The organism is Streptomyces vinaceus (genome assembly GCF_008704935.1).
Taxonomy (GTDB): Bacteria; Actinomycetota; Actinomycetes; order Streptomycetales; family Streptomycetaceae; genus Streptomyces; species Streptomyces vinaceus.
The window spans coordinates 134,490-161,069 of sequence record NZ_CP023692.1; the positions used below are offsets into that span (position 1 = coordinate 134,490).

Sequence of the window (26,580 nt, forward strand, 5' to 3'; positions counted from 1 at the left end):
CGCCCGCGCCTCCACGTCGTACGTCACGTGACGGATGGCCACGGGCTGCGGGGAACCGAGAGTGGGAGCAGAACGACCGCACCGCACTCGGAGCCCTTCATGTCCGTCGTAAAGTCCACTCTCACGCTGCCGCCCGCTGAACGCGCCGACTACTGGCACGAGCTGGTGTCCGGCACCTTCATCCCGCTCGACGTCCGGCTGGACGAGCCGGTGCCCTCGGCCGGGACGATCACCAGCAGGTGGCTCGGCCCGCTCCAGATCTCCGAGGTCGAGGCCGGACCCCAGACCGTGGCCCGCAGCGCACGCCGGATCACCGAGGGCGGCGAGGAATACCTGACCGTCACGCTCCAGCGCCGGGGAAGTGCGCGGCTCACCCAGGGCGACCGCCAGGCCATCGTGGTACCCGGCTCCTTCACCTGCTCGGACGCCGGGCGGCCCTACCTGCGCGAGCAGCCCGACACCTTCCGCTTCACGGCCTTCCGGGTGCCCAAGGCGAGCCTGGGTGTCTCGGACCGCGATCTCCGCGCTGCCACCGGCACCTTGTTCAACGGTGTGTCCGGGACGTCCGGCCTGGTGGCGGAATTCCTGGGCCGGCTCTCCGAGCAGGCCGCCGGCTTCGACCCGCACACCGCGCACCGGCTCGCCCTGTCCACCTTCGATCTGCTGGCCGTCCTGGTCCGCGAACGGAGCGGCCGGCTCGATCCGCAGGCCCCGGAGCATTCGCGCGGGATGCTGACCCGCGTGCAGGAGTACATCCTGCTCCACTTGGACGATCCCGCCCTGTGTCCGGAGCGGATCGCGGCTGCCCACCACATGTCGGTGCGGTACCTGCACAAGCTGTTCCACGCCGGGGGCACGACGGTGGGGCGCTGGGTCCTGCGCGAACGGCTGGAGCGCTGCCGGCGGGAACTGGCCCGGCCCGCCCGGTCCGTCTCCACCGTGGCGGCGGTCGCCCGGCGCTGGGGATTTGTCAGCCCGTCCCACTTCAGCCGCGCCTTCCGCGCCGCCTACGGCATGACGCCCCGCGAATGGCAGGCCGCCTCCCGTGTCCACCCGGCCGGGGCCCCCGGACACGGTGGAGCCGGCCAGGCCTGCGCCTGACCGGCCCGCATCACCCCCGGTCGGGGCTCCTCCGGCCTCAAGGGCGGGGTGCCCATCACCAGGTGGGCGAGTTCCGCGCCCGCCCTGACGACGCGGGTGGCCAGCCCGGCGGACGGGCCGGCGCCTCCCGCCGAACCCCGGTCCTCCGGCGCGGCGAAGACGACGGTCGGCGCCACCTGCGCCCGCAGGTGGCTGAAGAGCGGTCACCGTGTCGATGTCCTGTCCGAACCAGGGGTACACCGGGCCGGTGTTCCCGCGTCCCAGCATCAGGTCGACGCGTCCGTCGGCCAGGTGCTGGAGCACCCGTAGGGGGTCACGTCCCCACCGTGAAGATTCCGAACTGCACGGACTTCCTTTCGTCAGTGGGTGTGGTCCGCCGGGTGGCGGGTGAGGGGATGGGCGGCCCGCTCACAGGGTGCGGCGTACGCCTGCCTGGCGTTCGACGTTGCGCAGCTGAACGGCGAGGTCACCGTGGAGGGCGTGGTGCGCGGGTCCGCTGCGGCCGATGGGCAGGACTTCCTCGCTGCGCATGTCTTCGAGCATCAGGGCGAAGGCCGCGTACGTGGCGACGAGCGCGACCAGGATTCCCAGGGCTCCCGCTGTGTGCGTCAGCCACGGGGTGCCGGTGAGTCCGCCCAGACCGGTGGCCGCCCAACGGGGCAGGGACACCACGAGGACCAGCCACAGGGCCCGCTTGGGTCGGGTGACGGCAGCCATGAGCGCTCCGAAGCACAGGAACGCCAGGTTGAAGATGCCGAGTACGCGGGGCCCGCCGTACGCGCCGCTGCCCATGACGAGCGCGTACGCGAGCCAGCTGCCGGCGAAGGTGCCCATCAGCGTGGCGGCGATCACGTCGCGGGCTCCGAAGGCCAAGACGCTGACGAGGAGTTGCAGGGCGAAGGCGGGCAGGACGCACAGGGCTACCGCTCGGCGGTCCATGGGGCCCAGTACGCCCAGTTGCAGGCAGCCGGTCATCACGGACGCGATGGCCAGCGCGAAGAAGCCCAGCGGCATCGGTGAGGCGATGGGGCGCAGTGTGATCCGGGTCATCGCGCGCAGGTCCGGCTCGAAGTGGCGCCCTGACCCGGCACCGGGTCCGGGCTCCGCCGCGGCGCCGGATCCGGCGGGCCCGGCGGTGGCGTCGCTGCTCATCTGCTGGTCCTTCTCGTTCAGTGCGCCAGGCACGGGTCGACGGGGTAGGCCGGGCCGGGCACGGGGCCGGCACCGGTGCGGGCGGTCCGCCAGGCGCGGTGCCGTTCGGACTCGGCGACGAGCTCGGCCACCGTGTCGGCCTGCCCGGCGCCCGGGGCGTAGCCCCCGAAATGGGCCACGGGGCTCCACGCCGGGACGACCGGGGGAACGGTCTCCTCCAGGCCCGCGTACTCGGCGGTCGCGTGCACCACGCGCCCGCCGACCACCGTGAGGACCGACTCGATGTCGGGGATGACCTCCTCGGGCACGGTGAAGTAGTCGTGGGAGAGCACCGCGAGGTCTGCGTAGCAGCCTTCGCGCAGCATGCCCTTGACGTCCTCCTCGCCGGTCAGGCGAGCCCCGCCGCGGGTGTACAGGTCCAGTGCCTGCGGCCGGTCGAGGAGGTTGGCGGGCGGGTAGAGCGGCGTTCCGCCGACGGTGCGGCCGGTCACGAGCCAGTGCAGCGCGACCCACGGGTTGTAGGAGGAGACGCGGGTGGCGTCCGTGCCCGCGGCCACGGTCAGCCCGCGGTCGAGCATGGCGCGTACGGGTGGTGTGCGGGAGGCTGCCTCGGCGCCGTAGCGGTCGCGGAAGACGCTGCCCTGGAAGGACATCCGGTTCTGTACGGACAGTGCGCCGCCGAGGGCGGCGATCCGGTCGAGGCTGGCGTCGCAGACCGTCTCTGCGTGGTCGAACAGCCAGCGGTTCCCGGCGGGGAACAGTCCCTCGGCGGCCAGCTTCTCGAAGACCGCGAGATCACGGCGGATGGTCTCGTCGTAGGTGGCGTGCAGGCGAAAGCCCCAGCCGTTCTCCATCAGCAGCCGCACGGCCTGCTCGAACTCGGCCTCGTAGTCCGCGGCGAGGGAGGGTCGCGGTTCGGCGAAGTTCTCGAAGTCGGCCGCGGCCCAGGTCAGGTTCTCCCCCGCGCCGGCCAGCCGCAGCCACTCGTCACCGTCGCCGGGCCGGACCGTCTGCGTCCAGCGTCGCAGGTCGGCGAGCTCTTGGCCGGCGGTCTGCGGGAAGAGGTAGTAGGCGATGCGCAGGGTCAGTTCGCCCGAGCGGGCCAGGTCGACGACGGTGGCGTAGTCGTCGGGGAAGTTCTGGAATCCGCCGGCCGCGTCGAGCGCCGAGGTGAGACCGAACCGGTTGAGTTCTCGTAGGAAGTGGATGGTCGAGGTGCGCCGGCCGGCTTCGTCCAGCCGCGGGGCCCGGGCGAGGGTGGAGTACAGCACCAGCGCGCCGGGGGCGGCCAGCAGTACCCCGGTGGGCTCCCCGTCCCGGCCGCGGACGATCTGTCCCCCTCTCGGGTCGGGGGTGTCGCGGGTGAATCCGGCGGCCCGGACGGCTGCCCGGTTCATGAGCGCCGACTGGTACAGGTGCAGGACGAAGACCGGGGTGTCGGGGGCCGCCGCGTTCAGCTCGGCGACCGTCGGCATGCGGCGCTCGGCGAACTGCTCGGGGGTCCAGCCGCCGACGACGCGGATCCACTGCCCCTCGGGTGTGCGGCCGGCCTGCTCGCGCAGCATGGCCAGGGCGCGGCGCAGGCTGCGCACGCCGTCCCAGCGCAGTTCGAGTACGTAGTTCAGGCCACCTCGGATGACGTGCAGGTGCGAGTCGTTCAGTCCGGGGACCGCCCGGCGGCCGAGTGCGTCGACGATGCGGGTCGCGGGGCCGATGAGGCCGGCGAGGTCGTGGTCGTCGCCCAGGGCCAGGATCCGGCCGTCGCGGACGGCCACGGCGTCGGCCGTGGGCCGGGTGGGGTCCCCGGTGTACACCTTGGCGTTGCGGACGACGAGGTCTGCGGTGACGGTGTGCCGGCCCGGGGACGGGGTCACGCCGGCCACCGGCATGCTGGTGGGGGCGTTCATGCCAGGGCCTCCCTCAGGGTGTCGGCGGCCAGCCGCACGGCCGTGCGGGCGGCACGGGTGTCGCGCAGCGCGTCCAGCATCACGAAGTCGTGGATGGTGCCGAGGGCGCGCAGTGCCGTGACCGGGACGCCGGCCTCCCGCAGGCGGGCGGCGTACGCTTCGCCCTCGTCGCGCAGGACGTCGGCCTCGGCGGTGATGACCAGTGCGGGGGGCAGGCCGGTGAGCTCTTCGGTGGTGGCGCGCAGCGGTGAGGCCGTGATCCGGCCGCGCTCGGCCTCGTCGGCCGTGTACTGGTCCCAGAACCAGCGCATGGCGTCGCGGCGCAGGAAGTAGCCTTCGGCGAACTGCCCGTAGGAGGCGGTGTCGAAGGAGGCGTCGGTGACGGGGTAGAACAGCACTTGCGCGGCCAGTCGCACGTCGCCGCGTTCCTTGGCCATCAGGGTGAGTGCGGCGCTCATGTTGCCGCCGACGGAGTCACCGGCGACGGCGATCCGGGCGGGGTCGAGATTCCTCGCGGCGCCTTCCGTGGTGATCCACCGGGCGACCGCGTAGTTCTGTTCGATGGCGACGGGGTAGCGGGCCTCCGGCGAGCGGTCGTAGTCGGGGAAGACCACGGCGGCGTGCGCGCCGACGGCGAGTTCGCGCACCAGGCGGTCGTGGGTTCGGGCGTCGCCGAACACCCAGCCCGCGCCGTGGATGTAGAGGACCACGGGCAGTGTGCCGGTGGCGCCGCGGGGGCGAACGATCCGGGTGCGGACCTCGCCGGTCGGGCCGCCGGGCACGGCGATCCACTCTTCGTCCACGGGTGGCAGGGTGACGCCCTCGCCACTCTGGACGCCTTCGACGGCCTTGCGGCCCTCGGCGACGGGCATCTCGTAGAGGAAGGGCGGCTTCGCGGTGGCGTCGGCGAAGGCCTGGGCGGCGTCTTCCAGCACCGGGCGGTTGTTCATGGGGAGTCCTCCGTCAGTCGTCGTGGGGTGGGGCACGGGCCGGGGCCCGCGGGTGGTGCCGGTGGCCGCTCGTGGGCGGGAGACGGCCACCGGCACTCCGGGGTGGAGCCCGCTCAGTTCAGGAAGGTGAGCAGGGCGGAGTTCACTTCGGCGGCGTGCGTCCAGAGCAGGCCGTGCGGGCCGCCAGGTATGACCTTCAGCTCGGCGCCGTCGATCAGACGGGCCAGCGGGATCGCGGTGGAATCGATGGGCAGGGTGCGGTCGGCGTCGCCGTGGACGATCAGGGTGGGCACGTCGATGCGGGGCAGGTCTTCGCGGAAGTCGGTCAGCCAGGCCTGGACGCAGTCGAGGGTGCCCTTGGCGGAGGCGCCGACGGCGACGTTCCAGCTGGCCTGCACCGCCTGTTCGCTGATCCGCTCGCCGCCGAGGACGTCCACGTTGTAGAAGTCGGCGAGGAAGTCGGTCATGAACGCGAACCGGTCGGCGCGGATGGCGTCCTCGATTCCCTTGAAGACCTCGGCGTCGACGCCGGCCGGGTTGTCGTCGGTCCTGAGCAGGAAGGGCGGGACGACACCGATGAGGACGGCCTTGGAGATGCGCTCGGAACCGTAGGTGCCGAGGTAGCGGGTCACCTCGCCGGTGCCCATGGAGAAGCCGACCAGGACGGCGTCGCGCAGGTCGAGGGCGGTCAGTACCTCGTTCAGGTCGGAGGCGAAGGTGTCGTAGTCGTAGCCGTCGGCGGGCTGGTCGGAGCGGCCGAAACCGCGCCGGTCGTAGGTGATGACCCGGTTCCCGGCGGCGAGCAGGGCTGCGGTCTGCTTCTCCCAGGACGCGCCGTTGAGCGGCCAGCCGTGGATCAGCACGACGGGACGTCCTGCGCCGTGGTCCTCGTAGTAGAGCTCGACGGGCGCGGTGTTGCCTTCGGCGACCTTGATGTACGGCATGGGTGTACTCCTCGTGTGTGAAGGTGAGCGGAGTGGGTGGGGATGGCCTCAGAGGCCGTGGGCCTCAAGCAGCCGCAGCCAGATTTCGCCGACCGTGGGGAAGGCGGGGACTGCGTGCCAGAGGCGGTCGAGAGGGATTTCGCCCACGATGGCCACGGTGGCCGTGTGGATCAGTTCGGTCGCCATCGGGCCGGTCAGGGTGCAGCCGACGACCACGTTCCGGTCGGCGTCGACGACGAGTTTGGCGGCAGCCGTCTTGTGCCGGACGCGTCGTGCCGGGGGGCCAATGTCTCCAGGCCCAGGTCCGCGGTGCGCGGGCGGCGGCCTACAGCGACGAGCAGTTCGTCGCAGCGCAGAGCGGCGCCGTCGTCGGTTTCGACCGTCACCTCGGCCGTGTCGGCGTCACGGGCCACCGAGGCGGCCGTGACCCCGAATCGCACGCTGAAACCCAGGCCGGTCAGACCCCGGGCCACTTCCTCGCCCGCGCAGGGCCGCGGCCGCGCACCAGCGTAGGTCTGGACGGACGGTCCCTGGTGCGGTTGCGGTTCTTCGTGGGGGTCGTCGCGGGCCGTTGGTGCGGGACGTGTCACGCGCGCACCAAGGGGGTGTCGACGAGGTGTTCGGCGAGGAACCACACCTGGGCCTCGCCCGTGCGGACCACCTCGGAGATGAGCAGGTCGTTGCTGCCCTCGTCGCCCTCGGCGCCGATCCGGGCGGCGGCGTCCCGGGCGTCGACGAGGATCCGCTCGTGCGCGTCGAGCAGCCGCGAGAGCATGACCGGGACCGGCTCGACGCCGTCGGGCGGGCGGGGAACGGACGTCAGCTCCGCGACGTGGCGCGGATCGCCGACCGCGACCCCGCCCAGGCTCTGGATCCGCTCGGCCAGCGAGTCCACGAGGGCGAGCTGGGCGTCGGCATGACGGTCCAACAGCTCGTGCAGCATGTGGAAGGTCGCACCCCGGACCAGCCAGTGGTGCTTCTTGTACAGGGAGTGGAGTATCTGCGTGTCCGCGAGTACCTGGTTGAGGCGCTGGCAGGCGTACATGCGGGTGTCGTGGCCCAGGCCGAGCGGCAGCTGCTTGACCGTGCCGAAACGCTGGGTCTCGCGGCCCTTCTGGTGCAGCAGGGGCTGGCCGCCGCCGAGTGCGAGGTCCATGGGAACGGTTCTCCTTCGATGGTGCGCGGGTGTTCGGTGTCAGGGGCCGGCCGCCGGACTGACGGGGTGCGGGCCGGCGGCCGGGCCGTCAGGCGACGGGGGCGCGGTGCAGCACGAGCCGGGTGAGCAGTCCGCTGCCTATGCCTGCCACGAGTACGAGGGACGTCCACCACAGCGGGTAGGGCGTCAGTCCCAGCGTCCTGTCGAGGGACCAGGCACCGGGACCGGTGGCCGCGAGGGCGGCGGCTGCCCCGATCAGGACGAGGGGGTACTCGTAGCCGTCGTTCTGCACCCAGAGGCCGTTGGGCCATTTCACGGTGAGGGCTACGGTCATGACTCCGATGGCCCCGGTCGCGGCGAGCGGGGTCAGCAGTCCGGCGGCCAACAGCAGGCCTGAGCCGATCTGGCCTCCGCCTGCGGCGAGGGCGGTGAGGGCGCCACCGCGGAACCCGTCGGTCCGGAACTCGCGGACCCCGCCGTCCAGACCCTTGCCGCCGAGGTGCGTACTGATTTTCTGAACTCCGTGGCCGGTGATGAGCAGACCCACCAGCAGGCGCAGGATCAGCAAGCCCGTGTCCAAGATCAGCCGGCCGCGTGCGCGCCGATGACCGTCTGCGCGTACACCACGCCGAGGCCGTAGGCTCCGGCGTGCTCCTTGACGATCTCCATCACGGCGCCGTACGTGTCCTGGCGCGCCCAGTCGCGCTGGAGCTCCAGCAGAACCTGCACCCAGGTCACGGGGACCGCGCCGGCTGCGATCATCCGCTGAAGGGCGTGTTCGTGAGCGGCGGGGGTGACGCCGCCGGAGGCGTCGGTGACGACGTAGACCTCGTATCCCTGCTCCAGCGCGGACAGGGCGGGCAGGACCAGGCAGACCTCGGTCCACAGGCCGGACAGGATGATCTTCTTGCGGCCGGTGGCACGGACCGCCTCGACCAGGGCCTCGTCCTCCCAGGCGTTCATGCTGGTGCGGTCGATCGGCTTCTGGTCAGGGAACACCGCGGCGAGCTGCGGCAGGAGCGGGCCCGAGAAGGACTCGGCGGCGACCGTGGTGAGCACGGCCGGCACTCCGAAGGCGCGCGCCGCCTTCGCCAGGCCCGCGGTGCTGTTGATGATCGCGGTGCGGTCGCCGCTGCCGGTGCCGAAGAACATCTGCGGCTGATGGTCGACGAAGAGCATGACGGAGTTGTCGGGGGTGAGCAGATCCGCGCTGGGAGCGGCGTGTACCCGGGCGATGTCGAACACGATGAGAAGTCCTCTCGCGGGACGGACTGAAGGGACCGGAGTGGTCATGGCGCCGGCCGGCTCGCTGCGGTGACCGGCACTCGTTGAACGTAGATCCGTTCAGATCAGCCGGGTTGCCCGAGCGTGCCGCGCCCCTTGCCGTTGCGTGCACGCCCGGATCGCGGGTGAAGAAGTCCGCCTGGGGCCGTTCCTCGCGCCGAGCGCCGCACGCGTGTGCGCTCCCGTCGTGTCTCACGTATCGCCTGTTTCCGCCCGGTGGCGGCACGCCCCGGCCCCCGGCCCCGGCTGGGGGCCGGGGGCCGGGGGCCGGGGGCCGAGCCGGTGGGACCGTCAGCAGTGGCCGACGCTGGTCTGGCCGCCGACCAGGGACGAGTGGACGTAGCCGGTCCCCACGTAGCTGGAGACACGGAACCAGCGGTTCGAGGCGTAGTTCGAACTCGGCGGGTAGACCCACTGGCTGTCGGTCCAGCACAGCATCGTGACGCCGGTCCCGTTGGACAGGTAACCGAGCGAACCGCACCCGGTGTTGGCGCAGGTGCGCTCGTTCGCGCCGCCGCTGTTGGACGAGATGTAACTGCCGGCCGCGTCGGCGCCGCCGGCGCCGGCGAGCAGACCGGTCAGGGCGACGGCGGCCGCGGCGGCGGCCAGTCCGGCCCGGGACCGCAGGGTGGTGGTCGTCATGCGCATCGTCGTTCTCCTCGGGAGAGTCGCGGGTGGTGTGCTGCGCCCCGGCCGATCCGGCGGCGCTCCACCAGAGGGCCATCCCGACGGCGGCCGGCGGAAGGGAACGACCGCAGGTCGACCGGGCCCGTACGGGGGTCCGTACAACTCCGTACAGCCCGGCGGCCCGTTCACCGGCACGGCGGCGCGTACGGCAGCCCGGGCACGAGTTGGGCCCACTCCTGAGCGGTGATGACCGTCCCCGCGCGCTCGCACAGCCTCCGGGCGATCTCCTCCTCGTCGCGGGACCACAGCAGGGCGGCCGGCCCGGCGCCGCCGGCCGCGAGCGAGCGGCCGTCCGGGCTGTACGCGACGGCGTAGGCCTTGCCGCCGAGGCCGCTCAGTACGGCGCGGGGCCGCGTCCGCCGAGGAACACCGATGTCCCACAGCCACACGGTGCCGTCCGTACTGGCGGCAGCGAGCGTGCCGCCCTCGGGGGCGAACGACAGGGCGTACACGTAGCTGCTCGGCCCCGTCAGGGTCGGCCCGGCGGTGCGCGGGCGGTCCCCGCTCACGTCCCACAGCCACACGTCCCGGTCGGCGGTACCGGCCGCCAGGATCCGGCTGTCGGGGCTGAACGCGACGGACATGACGTAGCTGCCCGGCCCCCGCAGGGTCGACTCCAGCAGCGGCCTGCCGCCGGCCGGCGGGAGCCGCCACAGCAGCACCTGCTTGTCGACCGTGCCGGCGGCGAGCCGCCGCCCGTCCGGGCTGAACGCCACCGAATAGACGTAGTTCGTCGGCTCGGACAGTTCCGCCGAGAGCTGCGGGTGCGCCGGGTCCGCCGTGTTCCACACGCGTACCGTCCGCCCCTCGCTGCCCACGGCCAGGGTCCGGCCCGTCCGGTCGAAGGCGGCGGACTGGATCGTTCCGGTGCCGCCGGCCAGGGGTTCTCCGTAGGGCGTGGCGCGGTCGGGGCGGGAGAGGTCCCACAGCCACAGCTTGCCCTCGCGGCCCCCCACCGCGAGGGTGCGGCCGTCGGGGGTGAAGGAGACCGTCGCGGAGTACCCCGTGGGATTGGTCAGGGGCGGCCCGACCGGGCGCGGGATCCAGGGGTCGGAGACGTCCCACAGCTGTACGTCGCGCCCCGCGACGGCGAGCAGTTTCCCGTCCGGCGCGTAGCCGATCGCGTTGACCGTGCCCTGGAAGCCGCGCAGCGGGCGGGGAGGCAGCTGCCACAGACGCACGGTCCCGTCGGCGGCGGCCGTCACCAACTGCCGGCCGCCGGGATGGAACGAGAGCGAGGTGACCGGGCCCGGGTGCGGGAACACTCCGGCGAGGACGCGCGTCCGGGCGTCGTACAGACGCACCTGGTTGTCCGCGCTGCCGGTCGCCAGCCACTGCCCGTCAGGGCTGCAGGCAACGGCGTTGACGTAGCTGGCCGGGCCGTCGGGGGCGGCTGGGGCCCCGCCGATCACCGCGGGCGGGCCGGGGACGGAGCCGGGGGCGGGTACGTCCCACACCCGCGTGGAGCGGTCCTGGCTCCCGGCGACGAGCCGTGCGCCGTCGGGCGTGAAGGCCAGCCCGAATACCGGGCCAGCCGCTCCGGTCAACGGCTGCGCGTACGCGAGCGGATGTCCGGGATCGGCGAGGTCCCACAGGCGTACGGAGCCGTCCGCGCCCCCCGCGGCCAGCAGGGCCGCGCCCGGGCCGGAGTGGAACGCGACCGTGTGCACCGCCCCGGTGAAGCCGGTGAGGCGCGTCCCGGTGGCGGAGCTGCTTTCGGGGCTGCTTTCGGGACTGCTTCCGGAGTTGCTCGCAGAACTGCTCGCGGATGGGTCCGGGTCCGGGTCCGGGTCCGGGTCCGGCCACAGGTACACCCCGCCGTCGGCGCCCGCCGCGGCCAGCGTCTTGCCGTCCGGCGCGAAGGCCACCCCGTACACGGCCGAATCCGGCCCCTTGAACGACCTGGCCCCGGCCGCCGCCGGACCGGGGGCCGACGGCTCCCACACCCGTACGGTCCCGTCCCCCGACCCGGCGGCGAGCCGCCGGCCGTCCGGACTGAAGGCGAGCGCGTACACCGTGTCGGCGAACGTGACCGGCGCCGTCCCCAGCGGTCGCGGCCGCTGCGGATCGCGCAGGTCCCACAGCGCGACCTGGTGGTCCAGGCCGCCCGCGGCCAGGGTGTGCCCGTCCGGACTGAGGGCCACCGCCTGTACGACGCCACGGAACGCGAGGATCCGGGTCACTGCGGGCAGCGCCGAGGCGTCCATCAGCGCCTCCCGGGCCTCGGCCGTGGGCGCCGTGCGGTACGCCACCAGACCGAGTTGCGCGGAGAGGGCGAGGTCGCTGTTCCGCAGCCGTTCGGCGCGCGCCGCCACCAGCCGGGACAGCGCGACGGCCTGCTGTCTTTGCGCGTCCCGGCGCTGGACCACGGCGACACCGGTGAGCAGGCCGGAAAGGACGACCAGCAGCGAGAGCAGGACGAGGAGCCGGCGCAGCCGGCGGGCGCCGCGCCGCTCGCGCCCGACCCGGCCGTCCTCCGCCAGCCGGCTCGCGTCGAGAAACCCGCTTTCCCGTGCGTCGAGTTCCGGGGCGCGGCCGCTGTCCCGGGCCCAGGCGGAGGCCACAGCCAGGCGGGTGCCCCGGTAGAGCAGCGAGGGGTCGCGGCCGTGCGCGAGCCAGCGGTCGGCGTCACGCGTCAGGTCCTGCCAGACGATCTGTCCGGCCCGGTCGGTGTCGATCCAGCCGCGCAGCCTCGGCCACGCGGTGAGCAGTGCCTCGTGGGTGATCCTGGCGCCGTCGCCGTCGAGCGTGACCAGGCGGTGGTCGACGAAGCGCTCCAGGACCGCGTACACCTCGCCGGCCCGGTCGGAGTGTGCCGTGGGCGGGGCAGCGGCAGCAGCCTGCGCGCGTCGGGCACCCCGTCGCCCACCGCGACCATCCGCAGGAACAGCTGCCGCGCGCGTGCGCACTCGGCCTCCGACAGGCTCGCGTAGACCCCCTCCGCCGTCTCGGAGACGGCCGCGGACATCCCGCCGCCCGCGCGGTAGTCGGCGATGGTCAGGGCCGTGCCGCGGCCGCGTTCCCAGGTCGACAGCAGCGCGTGCGACAGGAGGGGCAGGGCTCCGGGGCCGCAGTCCCGCAGGTCGGCGAGGAGTACGTCGATGAACCCTTCGTCCAGGACGAGACCGGCCTTGGCGGCGGGGCCGCCGACCACGGCGCGGATCTCGTCCTCGCTGAGCGCGCCCACGACGGTCTGGCCCTTCTGCAGGGCTGCGGCGAGGGGACGCTGGTCGAGGGCCTGGCCGTAGAAGTCGGCGCGCAGACAGCCCGTGACGCGCACGTCGGGCGAGGGGAGGGCCGCGAGGCACCGCAGGAACCGCTCCCGTGCGGCGGGGTCGGGGCACGCGGTGAACACCTCCTCCAGCTGGTCGACCGCCACGACGATGCGTACGCCCTCCCGCCGGACCACCGCCTTTACCCGTGCGGCGAGTTCGAGGGGATCGCCCGCCAGGTCGGCCCACTGCGTGGACGGGGCGGACAGGACGGCCTCCGCGGACAGGGCGGACGCCAGGGCGCGCATCGGGTCGCGGCCGGGGGCGAACAGCAGCGGTGTGCAGCCGTGCTCACCGCGCAGTACGGGCAGTACACCGGCCCGCAGGAGCGAGGACTTTCCGGAACCGGAGGCTCCGACGAGGAGCTGGGGTACGTCGGCGCCCCCCTCGGCGAGGATCCGGTCCACGATGACCGCCCGCAGGCGCTCCCGGCCGAAGAACCAGTCGGCGTGGCGTTCCTCGAAGCCCGCGAGCCCCCGGTAGGGCGACGTGCCCGACGCGACGCGCAGGACCCGGGACCGTCGCAGCTCGGCGAGCCGTTCCAGCCAGCGCTCAATTTCGGCCGCGTCGGTCACCCCGCAGACGTGCAGCACCCGGCGGAACAGGGGCAGGGACCCCATCGACGGCAGGTTCTGGCCGGCGAACCAGCCGCCTATGGTGCTGTGGGCGCCCGGTGCGCCGACGCGGGCGGCGACGGCGCGGACGGTCAGGTCGGCCTTCTCGCGCAGCCGCGTCAGCTCGGACGCGAACTCCTCTCGGGATAAAGGGGGTTGGGGAGGAACGGGGTGGGGTCCATGGGGCCTCCGGGGTCCGGTTCCGCTGGGGCGGTGATGCGGTGGACCACCCTTCCCGCGCCCATCCGGCCGCGTGGCCGGAACACCACGATCCGGTCCCTTTCTACGCCGCCCCACCAGCCCTTTCCGGCCACTCACCACCGCCTCCGGGCCCCCACGCGCCCCGCCGCTCCCTGGGGTCCGCGGGCTCCCTGAACTCCTCGGGCTCCCTGCTTCCCGGCCGGGCGGAGCCGCCGCTCACGGCGCCGCACCGGGCTGCCGCCCGCACCTGCCTGTGTCAGGCTGGAAGGGCCGACCGGCCGGCAGGACCGAACGACTCCGGCAGATTTTGGACACCCCATGTCTCCACACCCCTTCCGCCCCGCACGCAGCGTGGCGGCGGCGTTCGCCAGTGTGTCCCTCGCCGTCCTGCTGACGGCCGCTCCCGGCGCCCTCGCACAGCAGCCGGCGTCGCGTGCGGCGCCGGCGGGCGCGGTGACCGGCATCCAGACCGCCACGCTGTCGATACCGGCCATCGGCCTGTCCGGCCTCCCCGTCATCCCGTACGAGGGCAGCCCCGACGACGCCCCGGGCACCGCGATCCAGGACCGGGGCCTGGCCGCGAGCCCGTACGGCCCCGGCGGCGGCGTCGGCCCCGGCGACGTGGGCAACTACATCGTCACGGGCCACCGCATCGCCGGCGGCGGCCCGCTCAACGCCCTGCCGTCACTGCCCCAGGGCGCCTCCGTGTACGTCACCGCGGGCGGCGTGACGTACGAGTACGTCATCGGCACCACTCGGACGACTTCCTTCCGGTCCCCGTCCTCCATGGCTGAGCAGCGCGCCGCGGTCCCCGGCTCCAGCGACGCGGAACCGAGCCGCGCGATGATCACCGTAAGCACCTGCCTCACCCCGGAGGACGACGCCGCGGGCAACACCTGGCGAGACGCCCAGAACAACCCCGAGCACCGGATCGACAAGGTCGGCGTCCTCGTAGGGACCAGCTAGAGCGGTGACGCGCCGGGCGAAGGCATCGAGAACGACCCCTGCCCACTGCTCGCCGGGCGCGGCGCGGCGTGGCGAGTGGGTGGCGTCCTCCCCTCGGGACCGGCCGGCAGTCGGGGTCGGATCCCTCAGGGCCATCGCGCCTCACCGGTGGGGCTATGAGCGTTGGCGTTGCTGCCCGATCTTGATTGCGCTGAAGACCAAGCGGATCACCAGCCCCAGGATGAGGAGATCCAGCATCATCTGGACGGTGACCGCGATTCGAGCGGTTTCGCTCTTCGCCGTGATGTCGCCGAATCCGACCGTCGTGAAGACCGTGACAGCGAAGTACATGGCGTCGACCCGGTCGAGCGGCTGGGAGAACGAGGCCGTTTGTGCGTTCCCCAGGAGGAAGTAGGCGGTGGCGAAAAGGAGAACGAAGAGCGGGATCGTGAAGCCGAGCGCTTCGAGTGCGCGCAGGCCGGGATACCTGGAGCGGACGATCCTGCGGAGCTGCCAGGTCAGGATCCCGCAGAAGGCCAGGATCTCAAGGGTCAGTCCTGTCACCGTCGCGACGTTCATGGCGTGCTCCATCGGGATCAGGAAGTAGATGGCCAGCACCGCAGCGACCCGGGCGATCGTGCCCAGGACGGATACGAGGATGACACGTCGGCCGGGCCGGCCGGGGAGGTCCTCCGGCGGAATCGTCACCACTTCCGTTCTCCTGCCTCGACGCCACGGCGTCGTCACGCCCGCGTCGCTGCACCTTGTGGCCGCGGCCCGCTCCTGAAGGATGCCCGCGAAAACAAGGGCTGAAGGGACGACACGCCCGCACTGCCTCGCCCGCCGGAACGGGGCGGACTGCGCGATCGACCGACCTGGCGTGACGCCGGCGTCGTGGAGTGATCGCCGACCTGGTTCTTGACCTTCTCCTGATCGGGTCTCGTACTGGACCGCGGCCGGGCCGGCATCTACCGGCTCGCCACTTGACGTGGAGTCAGGCCGGGACGGGAGGGTCGATGCGCAGCGCGCCGTCTCCCCTCCCGGAGTCGGAGTCGCGCCGCTCGTTCACTGTCGGGCCATGTGCATGCGCATCTCGCTGTCCGCGTCGGTGATGAGTTCGCCCGACAGGTCGATGGTCACGGTGTGCAGTTCGCCGGTGAACCGGAAGGGCGACTGGTAGTCGGGGGTCACCGGCTGGCCGGGGTTGGCCCCGCAGGTCATCCCACCGGGGTTGAACATGACGGGCGTCGTCACCGGGAACTCGGCCACCGCGACCAGCTGGTGATCGATGTAGAGCTCGGCCCGCCCGGGGGCGCCTTTGCCCGCGGCGAGATCGGGCTCGCCCGTCGGTTCGAACTCGAAGCGCAGTTCATGCCGGCCGTGAGGTACCGGATCCGTCGTGGACACCGTGTAGAGGGCCCGCGAGACGTAGTTGTGGACGTACGTCAGCTTGCCGTCCTTGATGTAGAAGCTCCAGCCGCCGGCCATCGAACCCTGGCTCATCAGTACGCCTTCGGCGCCGTCGGCGGGGATCTCCACATCGGCGGTGACGCTGTGCGGACGGTTGAGCACGCGTGGGGCGACGGAGGGCGGCAGGGACTGGGTGCCGGGCCGGAACGTGTAGCTGGTCCGTGCCTTGCTGATCTGCGGACGCTCCGTCGCCATCCGTGCCAGGGCGCTCCCGTCGACGGGCAGCACTCCGTACTTTCCGGCCTCCACGTACCACAGGGAGATCAACTCGATCGTCTTGGCGCGCTGCTCCGAGGAGAGATCGCGGGTCTCCGCGAAGTCCTCGTCGATGTGGTACAGCTCCCAGGCGGTGGCGTCCAGTTCGGACAGCTTCTCCGAGCTGATGGGCGTGCCGAACGGCTGCTGCGCCTCGGTGAACGACGGACCCGGCCAGGGACATACGGCGCGCCAGCCGTCATGGTCGATGGCACGGTGGCCGAGCATCTCGAAGTACTGGGTGCGGTGCAGGGAGGGCGCGGCGGGGTTGTCGAAGGTGTGGGCGAAGCTGACACCGTGCAGGGGGGACTGGGTGACGCCCTTGATGGTGTCGGGCGGCTCGATCCCCAGGATGTCGAGCACGGTGGGGACCATGTCCACGAGGTGGGCGTATTGGGTGCGTACTTCTCCGCGTGCCTTGATGCCGGCAGGCCAGTGGACGAGGAACGGGTCGCTGGCGCCGCCGCGGTAGGTCTCCCTCTTCCAGCGCCGGAACGGCGTGTTGCCCGCCCAGGTCCAGCCCCAGGGGTAGTGGTTGAACGTGGTCGGACCGCCGAGCTCGTCGATCGCCTTCAGGCTCTCCTCAAGCGGTTCGGGAGCGTTGTTGAAGAACTGCGCCTCGTTGGTCGTCCCGGTGACGCCTCCCTCGGCGCTCGCCCCGTTGTCGGAGACGACCATGATCAGCGTGTTGTCCAGTTCACCGATCTCCTGGAGGAAGTCCAGCAGTCGCCCGATTTCGTGGTCGGTGTGGGAGAGGAAGCCGGCGAAGACCTCCATCATGCGCGCTGCGAGGCGGCGGGCGTCCGGTGACAGGGACTCCCATTCGGGGACGTCCGGGTCGTGGCGCGAGAGGACGGCGTCGGCGGGCACGACACCGAGACGCTTCTGGTTGGCGAAGGTCACCTCCCGGTAGGCGTCCCAGCCGTCGTCGAACTGTCCCCGGTAGCGATCGGCCCACTCCCGCGGGACGTGGTGCGGCGCGTGGGTGGCGCCGGGGCAGAAGTGGAGGAAGAACGGCTTGTCGGGAGCGACCTGCTTGGCGTCGGAGATGAAGAGCTTGGCCTTGTCCGTCAGGTCCGGGGTGAAGTGGTAGCCCTGTTCCGGCGAGGCGGGGGGCTCGACCTGGTGGTTGTCGTACACGAGTTCCGGATACCACTGGTTGGTGTCGCCGCCGAGGAATCCGTAGAACCGCTCGAAACCGCGGCCGAGCGGCCAGCGGTTGTAGGGTCCGGCGGGTGACTCCTGGGCCGAGGGCATCAGGTGCCACTTGCCGAGCATGTACGTGTTGTATCCGTGCTCCAGCAGCATTTCGGACAGGAACCCGTTCTCGAACGGGATGTTGCCGTTGTAGCCGGGGTAGCCGGTCGCCAGCTCCGTGATCGCCGCCATCGCGTTGGAATGGTGGTTGCGACCGGTGATGATGCACGAACGCGACGGCGAGCACAGTGCTGTGGTGTGCATGTTGTTGTACAACAGTCCGCCCGCGGCCAGACCGTCGAGGCGAGGCGTCTGCATGGGACTCCCGTAGCAGCCCAGCTGGCCGTAGCCCGTGTCGTCGAGCACGATCGTCAGCACGTTGGGTGATCCCGGCACCGCCCCCGGCGGCTCGGGCCATGCCGGGCTGGAGACGTCCGTGGTTCGCCCGATCACTCCGGAGAAGGCGCTCCCCGGCTTGTATTCGTTCACTGGCATCGTGCCTGTCCTTCCTGCCGACCCGTGTAAAGGGATCCGCCGGCGGTGTCCACCACAGGGCGCTGTCACAGCAGGGTGAAACACGCCTTGTCGCCCACGCCTCGCGGCCGCCCGCGCCTCGCGCCGACGTGGGTCCCGCGACCGCGGCCACTCGCGGCACCTCACATACCGTCATGGGGCTCAGGAATCAGAATTTCGGTGGCTCGGAAAACGCGTGAGGGTGTGCTGGTTCGAGCCTGGGCCCCATGGAGGCCCAGTTGCTGGCCTGCCACGCTGGGAGCACCATAAATAGGGTAGGTCCATCAGAAGATGACTGCCAGTGGACCTCCCGAATATCATCAATTGCTGCGCAGGCACGGATTCCAGCGCCTGCCCAAAGGCCCACCGAGGCGAACCGGCAGCGCGGCATTCAGGGTTCGCAGGCACCGCCCGCCTTCCGTGGAAATCAGGTATTCCGACGAGGAATCTCACCTGCATAAAACGCCTTCCGCAATCCAAAGGAAAAGAGAATGACTACGCCTGTTATCGAGCCTGGCCTCGCGGGCACTCTGCCGCCGGATGAATATACGAAGAAAACGATGCCTCACTGGGGGCAGACTTACAACGGGGCAATGGCCGGCTACAAGGGCATGGACTACGTGTCGGTAGCCTTTGCGACCGACGCCGAAAAGGCAGCCGCGCTGATCCCGAAAGAGCTGACGCTCATCGCGATTCCGGCCTTGCCCGGGATGGCGTCGGCGAACCTCGTGTTCGCCAAGTATCGCGAATGCGATCTCGGCCCCTACATGGAGGTGATCATCTCGATCGCGGTCCTCCATCAGGGCCGTCCCTACGGGTACGTCCCCGCCATCTACGTGGACAACGACGCGGCCTTGCTGGCCGGGCGCGAACTGGGCGGCTACCCCAAGAAGATGGCCCGGATCACGATGCGCAACTACGGAAATCTCTTCCTGAGCCACATGTCTCGGGGCTCGATCCAGACGAAGACTGTGGACCCCAACTTCAATGATCTGGCCTCCTCCAGCGTGACCAAGGGGGACAAGCTGTTCTCGGTACCGCTGCCGGCCGACAGAACAGACGAACTGCCCTATCCCTACAATCTATTGCTGCCGCTGCCCCCGCCCACGGGGGAACCTCAGGACTACGTGCTGCCGACGGTGGCGTTGAAGCGCTTCCCGGGCGTCGGACCGGGACCGAACGGCCACGCCGGAGCCGAGGTGCTCCAGCTCGTAGGCACTCCCTGGCACATCACACAGGCCGACGTCTACGCCGGCGACGCCGCCAGCATGGAGATCTACCCGTCCGAAGAGGATCCGATCGGCCGACTCCTGCCGTGCAATGCCGTACTGGGCGCCTTCGTCCTGCAAGGCTCCATGTACACGAAATCCGACGAGTGGGTGGTCCTTGAAGACCTGAAGAAGAACAATTCTGCATGACCGAGCCCTCGCGATGACGGCGCCTGCCGCGATCCGGAGTGTCGGGGAAGGACGCACTTGATGGCCAGCCACTGGTACCCGGTCGTCGAAGCGGGAGACGACTTCCTCACCTCGGCGCCCTTCCGCTACGAACACTCGGTCGAGACAACAGCACCGGCCGAGCGGATATGGGACATCCTGACCGGCGAACAGCTGGTCGACTGGGTGTGGGCATTCACCGGCCTGAATTGGAACTCCTCACGCCCGTTCGGCGTCGGTACGGTGCGCGATGTCACCCTGCTGAAATTCTTCACCGCAAGGGAACGCTTCTTCCGTTGGGACGAGGGGCGCCGCTACAGCTTCAGCGTCTACGAGGCCTCGCGCCCCGGTCTGCGCCACGCGGCGGAGGACTGGACCGTCGAGCCCACGCCCTCCGGCTCACGTCTCACCTGGACGATGGCCATCCAGCCGACCTCCCTGGCCACCCCGCTGATCTGGGTGAGCAGCCCGGTCATCGGACTGATCCAACGCCATGCGCTGGGCGCGGTCCGCACGGCCGTCCGCGACTGAATTCCGGGGGCTCTCGCCTCAAGGCGCTCCGCTCACGCGACCACATGCCCCTCGCTGTGAGCGGCGACATAGCGGTTCGCCGGACCATCGGCGTACCCTCTGTCTGATTCACCCCCCTTTGATGCGATACAAAGGGACGGGTTTGCCGTGTCCGACGAAGAGGCCGTCGGCGGGAATCGCCCATACCGCGGAGGGCTCGAATGCTACGCCTGGCATCCCTGACGGATATCCGTGTCTGCGCGGTGACCGAAGTACTCAGCCCGTACGAATGGCGAAGGCACACCCCCGAAATGGTCAGCCGCCGCGCGCTCGCCGCGATCGACGACCCTGGAACGGCGAACCCGGTACCGGTGCCCCGCCATGACGAGCGGATCGACCTGCTGGTCGATTCACTGGTGCGCTGCCGGTGGCGCTCCCTCACGGCCGAGGCCGTCAGCCGCCGGATCGTGACGGTTCTGGACGCCTGCCATGCCGACAGCCAATGGCTCCAGATCGAACTGCACTGGCTGTCGGAGCGGCACCGCTGAGGGACAAGCCGACCGGTTCCCTCACCGGGGTGGCGGTTCGTGCACCCCTGCTTGCGCCGGGCTCCGGTCGTTCCCGTTCTCCTGGAGGAATTCGGCCACCGCCAGGGCGAACAGGAGGACGAGTGCGATGCAGATGATGACCAGGCCGGTCGGGTAGCTCCACAGGATGAAGGTCAGTACGGCAGCGGCGACGAGGATCCAGGTGATCCAGCCGCGGTGGCGGTGGACGAACGGGCCCACCGGGCCGGTACGCAGGCCCGCGCGGTCCGCCGTGGCGCGGACCGCGCCGATGCCCGAGTGCCAGCCCTGCCGTACGACGGTGGCCCAGCGGCCGGGGCCGGTCAGCCAGGCGGCCAGAGCGATCACCACGCCGAGCACCACGGCCATGCGGACCGTTGATCTCAAGTACTGCGTCAGCGCGTCGTAGATGCTTCCGGCCGCGGGCTGCGAGACGTTGTCCGGCAGCGCGTTCAAGTACGCGACGCGGAAGACGGCCAGACCGGCGCCGAGCATGAGCATGGCGAAGGCGAAGGCGAGTGCGGCGATCACGAGAACATGGCGGCGATGGCGCGACAGGAGCACGCCGACGGCGATCAGCAGGACCGACAGCACCGGAAGCCACATGCCGGCGATCTGCAGGAGCCGGAAATAGGTTTTGAACTTGCCGATGTTGTCCGCCCGCAGGACGGTGAAGTCGGTGTGTACCTTGGGGATCTTCGCGGCCGCCGTCATTCCTTCGTCGACGAGGCGCTGTTTCACCTGATCGACGACCGGTCCCAGATCAACGGTCACCGAGTCGTTGTTGATCTTCACGGCACCGCCGCCAGTGCCGGTGAGGGCTTTGTCCACTGCGGTGTGGATGCGGCGGTTGGCGTCGGTCCAGATCCGCTCGAAGGTCTCGGAGGCGATCACCTCCTGCGCTTTGTCGTGGACGAAGCTGCGGACGGCGCTCTCCAGTGCGCCGCCGAGCTTGCCGAGTCCCTTCTCCAGGAGTGGCCGGTCGGCGGGTGCAACGCCTTCCAGCAGCGTCGGGAGGTCGATGTGTTCCATCACCGCATTGGTGACCCGGTTGGCCGCCGCCGCCTGGATGTCCGGGTCGGATGCGAGCGGGGCGACCGTCTGCACGTAGCGGTCCGTGTCGCCGACCTGGCTGGACGCCCACGCGGCGACGGCCGCGAGGGGGGCGAGGACGCAACCGATGATGATGAGCACGGCGGCGAAGAACGACTTCCACCGGTGTCGGGGCTCCCGGGCCGCCTTTTCGGCCTCCAATGCCGTCACCCGTGCGTGCAGTTGCTCGACCTCGGAGCGCCCGCCGTCCGTACCCGGCTCGCGTGCGGGAACTCCGCTGGGGCCGGTGGCTCCCTCGTCCGTCATGGCACGACCTCTCCTGCCCGGGGGTTTCTCCACGAAGCCGACCATGCGGAACGGGCGGACGCGAGCGCTGCGCATCCGAGCGGGTGAACGACTCACCGGGGTCGTCACCGACTACATGCGCCGAGCGGTCGGGCACCTCGATCCAGTCGGCCTGCCCGGTACCCGTGGGAGTGGGGGTGCGACGGCCGCCAGGTCCGCGCCGGATGCGGGCCGTCAGCCACCGTGCGAGGCTGCGTTTCGGGGCCACCGTCCCTTCGCCGCCGCCACCCTCATCACGTGGGCGCTCCGCGCTCGGCCGGTGAGCCGGCCACCGAAGGAGCGCTCGGCCTCGAACCCGTATTGATCGAGTGAACGGAAATGGCAGACATGACATCACCTGACACCGAGGAACTGGGGCCGGTCGACTATCTGGTCGTCGAGTTCCCGCCGGCCACCTCGCACTTCACCGGCGAGATGGCCGAAGAGCTCGACAAGCTGGTCACCTCGGGGACCATCCGGGTCCTGGACCTGCTCATCCTGACGAAGGGCGCCGACGGCGAGCTCGACGTACTGGAGGTCGATGACCTCGAAGACGCCGGTGAATTGCGCGCCGCGGAGGCGAAGCTGGCCGGTCTGCTCGCAGAGGAGGACGTCGTCAACCTGGCCGCCGCGATGGAGCCCGGTACGACGGCCGGGGTGCTGGTCTGGGAAAACGTCTGGGCGGGGCCCTTCGCCGCGGCCGCACGCCGCTCAGGGGGCCAGCTCATCGCCAACGGACGTATTCCGATCCAGGCCATTTTGGCCTCGATCGAAGCCGACGAAGAAGGAGAATGAGATGCCCCTCGGACCGATGCGCAGAGGGCGACGTGGGGTCATCGGCGCTCCCGTCGCTCGTACAGCGGCCGTCGTCGGCACGGCAGCGGTCGTCGCCCACGGGGTCGGTCGCCGCAGCGACCGCCGGGAGGACCGCCGGGACGACCGTGAGGACCGCCGTGAGGACCGCCGGGACCGGCGCTGATCCGAGCCTCGCTGCCGGTCCGGGACAGCGCACGCTCCCTGCCGGCCCTCTCCGCGCGGGCCCCATCCCGTCGCTGCCTGGGCCGGGGCGCGCGGGCCAGGCACGCCGGGTGACGGTACGCGGCGTGAGGATGGTGTCCGCCGTCGTCCGTCACGCCGATGCGCGAACGCCCCAAGGTCCGCAGTCGACGCCGGCCGCCCCGGGGACGGCCGTAGGCTCAAGGTTCCTGATCAGGGCAGGCGAACGTTCATGGACGACGCACTAGTCCGCGAAGCGGCCGCACAGCCAGTTGCCCGGCTCAGCTGGATCGTCGCTGATCCAGAACTGGCGCCACAGCAGCGCGAACTCCTCACGACTGAGGTGCCCGTCCCCGTTGAGGTCGAGCAGCTCGAAGACCCCGTCCAGCGGTACCGGCCGCCCGTTCCAGGTCTCGACGAGCCTGCGGTGTTCGGCCGGGGAGATCACCCCGTCACCGTTCTCGTCCACCGCCTCGAAGACGGTTTCGGCGGTCGCCGTGACGGTCGCGACCATGGCGGGCAGTTCATCCACCAGCGCGAGCAGCTCGCCCATGTCCACTGCCCCGTCGCCGTTGGCGTCCCCTCGTTCCAACAGGGCCGCCCACCAACCCATCAGCAGTGACTCCAGCCGTGCCCGAAGCTCCGTCTCGGCCGCAACCCTCGGCAGGCGCTCCCACCGTGCGACGAGCGACCGGAAATCCGCCTCGCGCAGGAAACCGTCCCCGTCCGCGTCGAATGCGGCGAACATCTCCTGGAGCTTCCGCTCCTGGAACTCACTGGCCACAGCAACCTCCCCCACACCCCGGAACGAGCCCTGCCGGCTCGTCATCCTAGGACGCACCACCGCCCGGCCCCCACCGGCACATACGGCCGACGCCTCACCCGTTCGGGCCACGCACGGTCACTCGCCCACCTGTCGGCCGGCCGCTGCGCGATCTTCCTGCGGCGGATCGCGCCCACGTTGAACGCCACGGTGCAGGGCAGCGCGACCGCCCCTCCGGAGGCGCCCCCCTCCGCGCCGCGGCCCCCCTCATCGCGCCAGGTGTCGGCCCGGTGCAACTGGCGGGCCCGGCAGGGCGCCTTCGCCGACGTCACCCCTTCCTCTGGCCTTCATGGCCGGTCGCAGGCTTTCCGGAGCTCGGACCCTGCGAAGTCGAAGGGGCATGTCCTGCTATCGACATCGACAGTCCGTCGGTCAGCCATCGATGGGCCACCGTCATGTTCAGCACACGCCCACCGGTGGCGGTGCCGACCAGAGCCCAATAGCGTTCCAGGCGGGGGTCGAAGCCGGACGACCTCGACACCAGCCCGTGCAGGTACGCACGGAAGGCGGGCGTGTCCGACTCCCGCCGGGCTCGTGCGTGGGCGGAGACGAATGCGTTCACCGCGTCCCCGGGGCCCGGTGGCAGCCCCTGGGCCAGGGAGGCGACCGTCAGGGCCGCAGCCTCGTCGATCTCCGCGTAGAAGGCCGGACCGTCGTTCATCTCTTCGTCGTGGTCCTGGGTCCAGCGGGTGAAGCTGGGCGTGGAGATGAGCAAGTGCAGCTCGGCGTAGGCCAGGGCCGTGGCGGGCACGGGGTCCTGCGGCGGTTCGGGGGCCAGCATGGCGATCATGCTGTCGAGCCGGCGCTTGGGCAGGGCCGCGGACAACTCCCGGTACCAGTGGTCGGTGAGGGTGCGACGCGCCTGCGGAAGCCTCTGCACACGGGAGAGGACCTCCAGCCGCCGCAGCCGTTCCTCACTCGTGCACTCGTGCAGCGACTCAAGTGTGGCCTGGCGCCAGCGCAGTTCGACCAGTCGTTCCTGCACCGATTCGAGCTCGGTCGCCACGAGTTCACCGAGGGAGCACTCGCCGGTGACCACCTGCGTGATGGTCGCGATCGGCGTCTCCAGCGCCCGTAGGCGCCTGATGAGACGGATGCGCTCCCACGCCTCCGGACCGTAACGCCGATGACCACCCGTGCTGCGGCCGGCCACGGGCAGCAGACCGCTGTCCGAGTAGTAGCGGAGCGTCTTCACCGGTAGGCCGGTCCCGGCGGCGAGTTCTCCGATGGTCCAGGTGTCTTGCGTCACAGTCTCTTGAACCTCCAGTGCGGGGGAGCTCTTAGCGTATTGAGCACCGGCCGCGCAGGTCCGCCCAGGTCCGCGCAGGTCCGCCGCTCGCTCGGGGCCCCTTCCCGGCCCGACCCGCGGCGCGCGGCCCCGCGCCACGATGTCCCCGACCAAGAACGGTGGGTACGTATGTCCCCCAACTCGACGGCTCCGCGTCCACCCCGAAGGGACGGCCTCCGAGCGGTGCTCTTCCCCTTGCTGTGCGCGGTGGCGCTGCTCACGGCCACCGCGGTACCGGCGGCCGGTGCACCACCCGCTCCCCCGCCCTCCGCCGGGCAGAGCGCTACGGTCGTCCAGACCGACCACGGTCGGGTACGTGGTGTGTCCCACGGCTCGTACGCCACGTTCGTCGGCATTCCCTACGCCGCCCCGCCGACCGGACCGCTGCGCTGGCGCGAACCCGCCCCCGCCGCCGCGTGGCAGGGTGTCCGGGATGCGACGCAACCGGCCCCACGCTGTGTGCAGATGCCGGCCCCGGGCGCGAGCGCGGTCGTCGGATCGGAGGACTGCCTCTACCTCAACGTGACCGCGCCGACGCGGAATCCGGCCGGGAAGAAGCGGCCCGTGCTGGTGTGGATGCACGGCGGCGCGTTCCTGGGGGGTTCCGGCGCCGACTACAGCGCCGAACGGCTGGCGGTCCGCGGTGACACGGTCGTCGTCACGGTCAACTACCGCTTGGGAGTCTTCGGCTACTTCGGCCACCCGGGGTTGGGTTCCGCCCCGCCGTTCGGTCTGACGGACCAACAGGCCGCCCTGCGCTGGGTGCAGGAGAACGCGAAGGGGTTCGGCGGTGATCCACGCAACGTCACGCTGTTCGGCGAGTCCGCCGGCGCCCTCAGCATTTGTGCGCACCTCACCTCGCCGACGGCCGCCGGACTCTTCCAGCGAGCCGTACTGCAGAGCGGTTCCTGCCTCACCTCCTTCCCGCCCGGCGCTCTCGGGCCCGGAACACCCGCGTACGAGCCGTTCGCCGCGGAGGCCGATGTCCAGACGGCCGGCGCGGAAGCCGCCCGGCAACTGGGCTGCACGACGGGCGGCGGAGACGAGGTGCTGGCGTGCCTGCGCGGGCAGGGTACGGATCGTCTGGCGACCGCGCAGCTGATGCAGTCCTTCAACCGGCCCGCCTTCGGCAACGCCCTGCTGCCCGTGGCACCCGGGCAGGCCTTGGCGTCCGGGCGGTTCCACCGCCTGCCCGTCATCCTGGGCACCAACCACGACGAGATGCGGATGTTCGTCGGCCTGTCGCTCGCCGCGTTCCCGATCCGCACCGAGGACGACTACCGCGCCCGTCTGGTGGACGCCTTCGGGTCCGCCGCACCGGCCGTCGAGGCGCAGTATCCGGCGGAGGACCACCCCACGCCGGCTCTGGCCTGGGCCGCGGCGCTGACCGACCGGTCCTTCACCTGCACCACACTGGCCGCGGGCCGGGCCATCGCCGTGCGCGCCCCCGGGCTCCCCCTCTTCGGCTACGAGTTCAGCGATCCCGACGCTCCGGTCCTGGCCGGGCTGCCGGCGGACCCCGGCTTCCCCTACGGTGCGGCGCACGGCTTCGAGATGCCGTTCCTGTTCTCCTCGCTCCCCACCGAGCATCCCCTGACCGGCGCCCAGCTCGCCCTGTCGGACCGGATGGTCGACTACTGGACGGGCTTCGCGCGCACCGGCAACCCCAACGCCGCCGGCGCACCGTTCTGGCCCCTCCTGCACGCGTCGTCGTCCCTCCCCCGCGCGGTGCAGTCGCTGGCTCCCGGGCCGGGCGGAGTCCACGCCGTGGACGCATACTCCGCTCACCACTGCTCGTTCTGGGACCGCATGCCCCGGTGAGCCTCCGCGCGTACGGGGAGCCGGCTCGCGCCGTGCTCCCCGTACGCGCTGGGGTCGCCGGAGCAGCGATGTCGCTCGCTGCCGTCCCCAGCACGACCGCTCTCGCCGGTACCGC

General features: G+C 71.2%; 22 protein-coding genes and 2 pseudogenes. 7 read left to right on the forward strand and 17 right to left on the reverse strand.

The features are described from left to right. The first annotated feature begins 99 nt into the window (after positions 1-99). The gene (locus tag CP980_RS00640; protein ID WP_150492256.1) at positions 100-1,101 is read left to right on the forward strand and encodes a helix-turn-helix domain-containing protein; all 1,002 of its coding nucleotides are present in this window, start codon (positions 100-102) and stop codon (positions 1,099-1,101) included. Positions 1,102-1,509: 408 nt separating this feature from the next. On the opposite strand, the gene CP980_RS00645 is transcribed toward CP980_RS00640, so the two are convergent. From CP980_RS00645 to CP980_RS36645, 12 genes and pseudogenes are all read right to left on the reverse strand, one after another. Next, entirely contained in the window at positions 1,510-2,253 is a 744-nt protein-coding gene (locus CP980_RS00645; RefSeq protein WP_150530062.1) for a GPR1/FUN34/YaaH family transporter, read from the reverse strand. A 17-nt stretch (positions 2,254-2,270) separates the two neighbouring features. Beyond that, positions 2,271-4,160 (reverse strand): amidohydrolase, encoded by a 1,890-nt coding sequence (locus CP980_RS00650; RefSeq protein WP_373312954.1) that lies wholly within the window; start codon positions 4,158-4,160, stop codon positions 2,271-2,273. Beyond that, positions 4,157-5,110, reverse strand: a complete 954-nt coding sequence (locus CP980_RS00655; protein WP_132752990.1) for an alpha/beta hydrolase — start codon at positions 5,108-5,110, stop codon at positions 4,157-4,159. Before CP980_RS00655 ends, CP980_RS00650 begins: the two co-directional genes overlap by 4 nt. A 113-nt stretch (positions 5,111-5,223) precedes the next feature. Next, a complete protein-coding gene (locus tag CP980_RS00660; RefSeq protein ID WP_150492257.1) occupies positions 5,224-6,054 on the reverse strand; it encodes an alpha/beta fold hydrolase in 831 nt (276 codons plus the stop codon). Between the two features lie 48 nt (positions 6,055-6,102). Further along, positions 6,103-6,300, reverse strand: a pseudogene (locus CP980_RS35690) (pyridine nucleotide-disulfide oxidoreductase); the annotation flags it as partial. After that, positions 6,249-6,527, reverse strand: coding sequence for a hypothetical protein (locus CP980_RS35695; protein ID WP_167535764.1), 279 nt, complete (start codon positions 6,525-6,527; stop codon positions 6,249-6,251). The pseudogene CP980_RS35690 and the gene CP980_RS35695, both read right to left, overlap by 52 nt. Before the next feature lie 113 nt (positions 6,528-6,640). After that, on the reverse strand, positions 6,641-7,210 hold the full coding sequence (locus CP980_RS00670) for a Dps family protein (RefSeq protein ID WP_150492258.1): 570 nt from the start codon (positions 7,208-7,210) through the stop codon (positions 6,641-6,643). 88 nt (positions 7,211-7,298) lie between these two features. Further along, positions 7,299-7,790, reverse strand: a complete 492-nt coding sequence (locus CP980_RS00675) for a DoxX family membrane protein (RefSeq protein WP_150492259.1) — start codon at positions 7,788-7,790, stop codon at positions 7,299-7,301. A 2-nt stretch (positions 7,791-7,792) separates the two neighbouring features. Beyond that, positions 7,793-8,455 (reverse strand): hydrolase, encoded by a 663-nt coding sequence (locus CP980_RS00680; RefSeq protein ID WP_132752996.1) that lies wholly within the window; start codon positions 8,453-8,455, stop codon positions 7,793-7,795. Between the two features lie 330 nt (positions 8,456-8,785). Beyond that, positions 8,786-9,136 (reverse strand): hypothetical protein, encoded by a 351-nt coding sequence (locus CP980_RS00685; protein ID WP_143686675.1) that lies wholly within the window; start codon positions 9,134-9,136, stop codon positions 8,786-8,788. Between the two features lie 170 nt (positions 9,137-9,306). Beyond that, positions 9,307-10,137 (reverse strand): WD40 repeat domain-containing protein, encoded by an 831-nt coding sequence (locus CP980_RS36640; protein ID WP_425281777.1) that lies wholly within the window; start codon positions 10,135-10,137, stop codon positions 9,307-9,309. 59 nt (positions 10,138-10,196) lie between these two features. Continuing rightward, positions 10,197-13,388: pseudogene (locus tag CP980_RS36645) on the reverse strand (nSTAND1 domain-containing NTPase). A gap of 198 nt (positions 13,389-13,586) precedes the next feature. On the opposite strand from CP980_RS36645, the gene CP980_RS00700 reads away from it, so the two are divergent. Beyond that, complete coding sequence (locus CP980_RS00700) at positions 13,587-14,234, forward strand: sortase domain-containing protein (protein WP_150492262.1); 648 nt, start codon at positions 13,587-13,589, stop codon at positions 14,232-14,234. Between the two features lie 153 nt (positions 14,235-14,387). On the opposite strand, the gene CP980_RS00705 is transcribed toward CP980_RS00700, so the two are convergent. Together CP980_RS00705 and CP980_RS00710 are read right to left on the reverse strand one after the other, a co-directional pair. Further along, the gene (locus CP980_RS00705) at positions 14,388-14,924 is read right to left on the reverse strand and encodes a potassium channel family protein (protein WP_150492263.1); all 537 of its coding nucleotides are present in this window, start codon (positions 14,922-14,924) and stop codon (positions 14,388-14,390) included. Positions 14,925-15,278: 354 nt separating this feature from the next. Next, on the reverse strand, positions 15,279-17,630 hold the full coding sequence (locus tag CP980_RS00710; RefSeq protein ID WP_150492264.1) for an arylsulfatase: 2,352 nt from the start codon (positions 17,628-17,630) through the stop codon (positions 15,279-15,281). Positions 17,631-18,139: 509 nt separating this feature from the next. Here CP980_RS00710 and CP980_RS00715 point away from each other — a divergent pair. The 3 genes from CP980_RS00715 (at position 18,140) to CP980_RS00725 (ending at position 20,142) form a co-directional block, all read left to right on the forward strand. After that, positions 18,140-19,066: an acetoacetate decarboxylase family protein gene (locus CP980_RS00715; protein WP_150492265.1), complete on the forward strand. Its 927-nt coding sequence runs from the start codon at positions 18,140-18,142 to the stop codon at positions 19,064-19,066. A gap of 60 nt (positions 19,067-19,126) precedes the next feature. Then, positions 19,127-19,615, forward strand: coding sequence for an SRPBCC family protein (locus tag CP980_RS00720; protein WP_150492266.1), 489 nt, complete (start codon positions 19,127-19,129; stop codon positions 19,613-19,615). A 200-nt stretch (positions 19,616-19,815) separates the two neighbouring features. Continuing rightward, the gene (locus tag CP980_RS00725) at positions 19,816-20,142 is read left to right on the forward strand and encodes a hypothetical protein (RefSeq protein WP_150492267.1); all 327 of its coding nucleotides are present in this window, start codon (positions 19,816-19,818) and stop codon (positions 20,140-20,142) included. A gap of 21 nt (positions 20,143-20,163) precedes the next feature. Here CP980_RS00725 and CP980_RS00730 read toward each other — a convergent pair whose 3' ends face one another. Further along, on the reverse strand, positions 20,164-21,519 hold the full coding sequence (locus CP980_RS00730) for a hypothetical protein (protein WP_150492268.1): 1,356 nt from the start codon (positions 21,517-21,519) through the stop codon (positions 20,164-20,166). Between the two features lie 366 nt (positions 21,520-21,885). On the opposite strand from CP980_RS00730, the gene CP980_RS00735 reads away from it, so the two are divergent. After that, positions 21,886-22,332 carry a DUF6325 family protein gene (locus CP980_RS00735; protein ID WP_208834749.1) on the forward strand — a complete coding sequence of 149 codons (447 nt, stop codon included), beginning with the start codon at positions 21,886-21,888 and terminating at the stop codon, positions 22,330-22,332. Positions 22,333-22,777: 445 nt separating this feature from the next. Here the strand turns inward: CP980_RS00735 and CP980_RS00745 are convergent, their stop codons facing one another. Then, positions 22,778-23,317: an EF-hand domain-containing protein gene (locus CP980_RS00745; RefSeq protein WP_150492271.1), complete on the reverse strand. Its 540-nt coding sequence runs from the start codon at positions 23,315-23,317 to the stop codon at positions 22,778-22,780. 307 nt (positions 23,318-23,624) lie between these two features. Continuing rightward, entirely contained in the window at positions 23,625-24,605 is a 981-nt protein-coding gene (locus tag CP980_RS00750) for a helix-turn-helix domain-containing protein (protein WP_165937176.1), read from the reverse strand. A 222-nt stretch (positions 24,606-24,827) separates the two neighbouring features. Here CP980_RS00750 and CP980_RS00755 point away from each other — a divergent pair, with 222 nt between their 5' ends. Continuing rightward, on the forward strand, positions 24,828-26,465 hold the full coding sequence (locus CP980_RS00755; RefSeq protein WP_208834750.1) for a carboxylesterase/lipase family protein: 1,638 nt from the start codon (positions 24,828-24,830) through the stop codon (positions 26,463-26,465). The last annotated feature ends 115 nt before the right edge of the window (positions 26,466-26,580 follow it).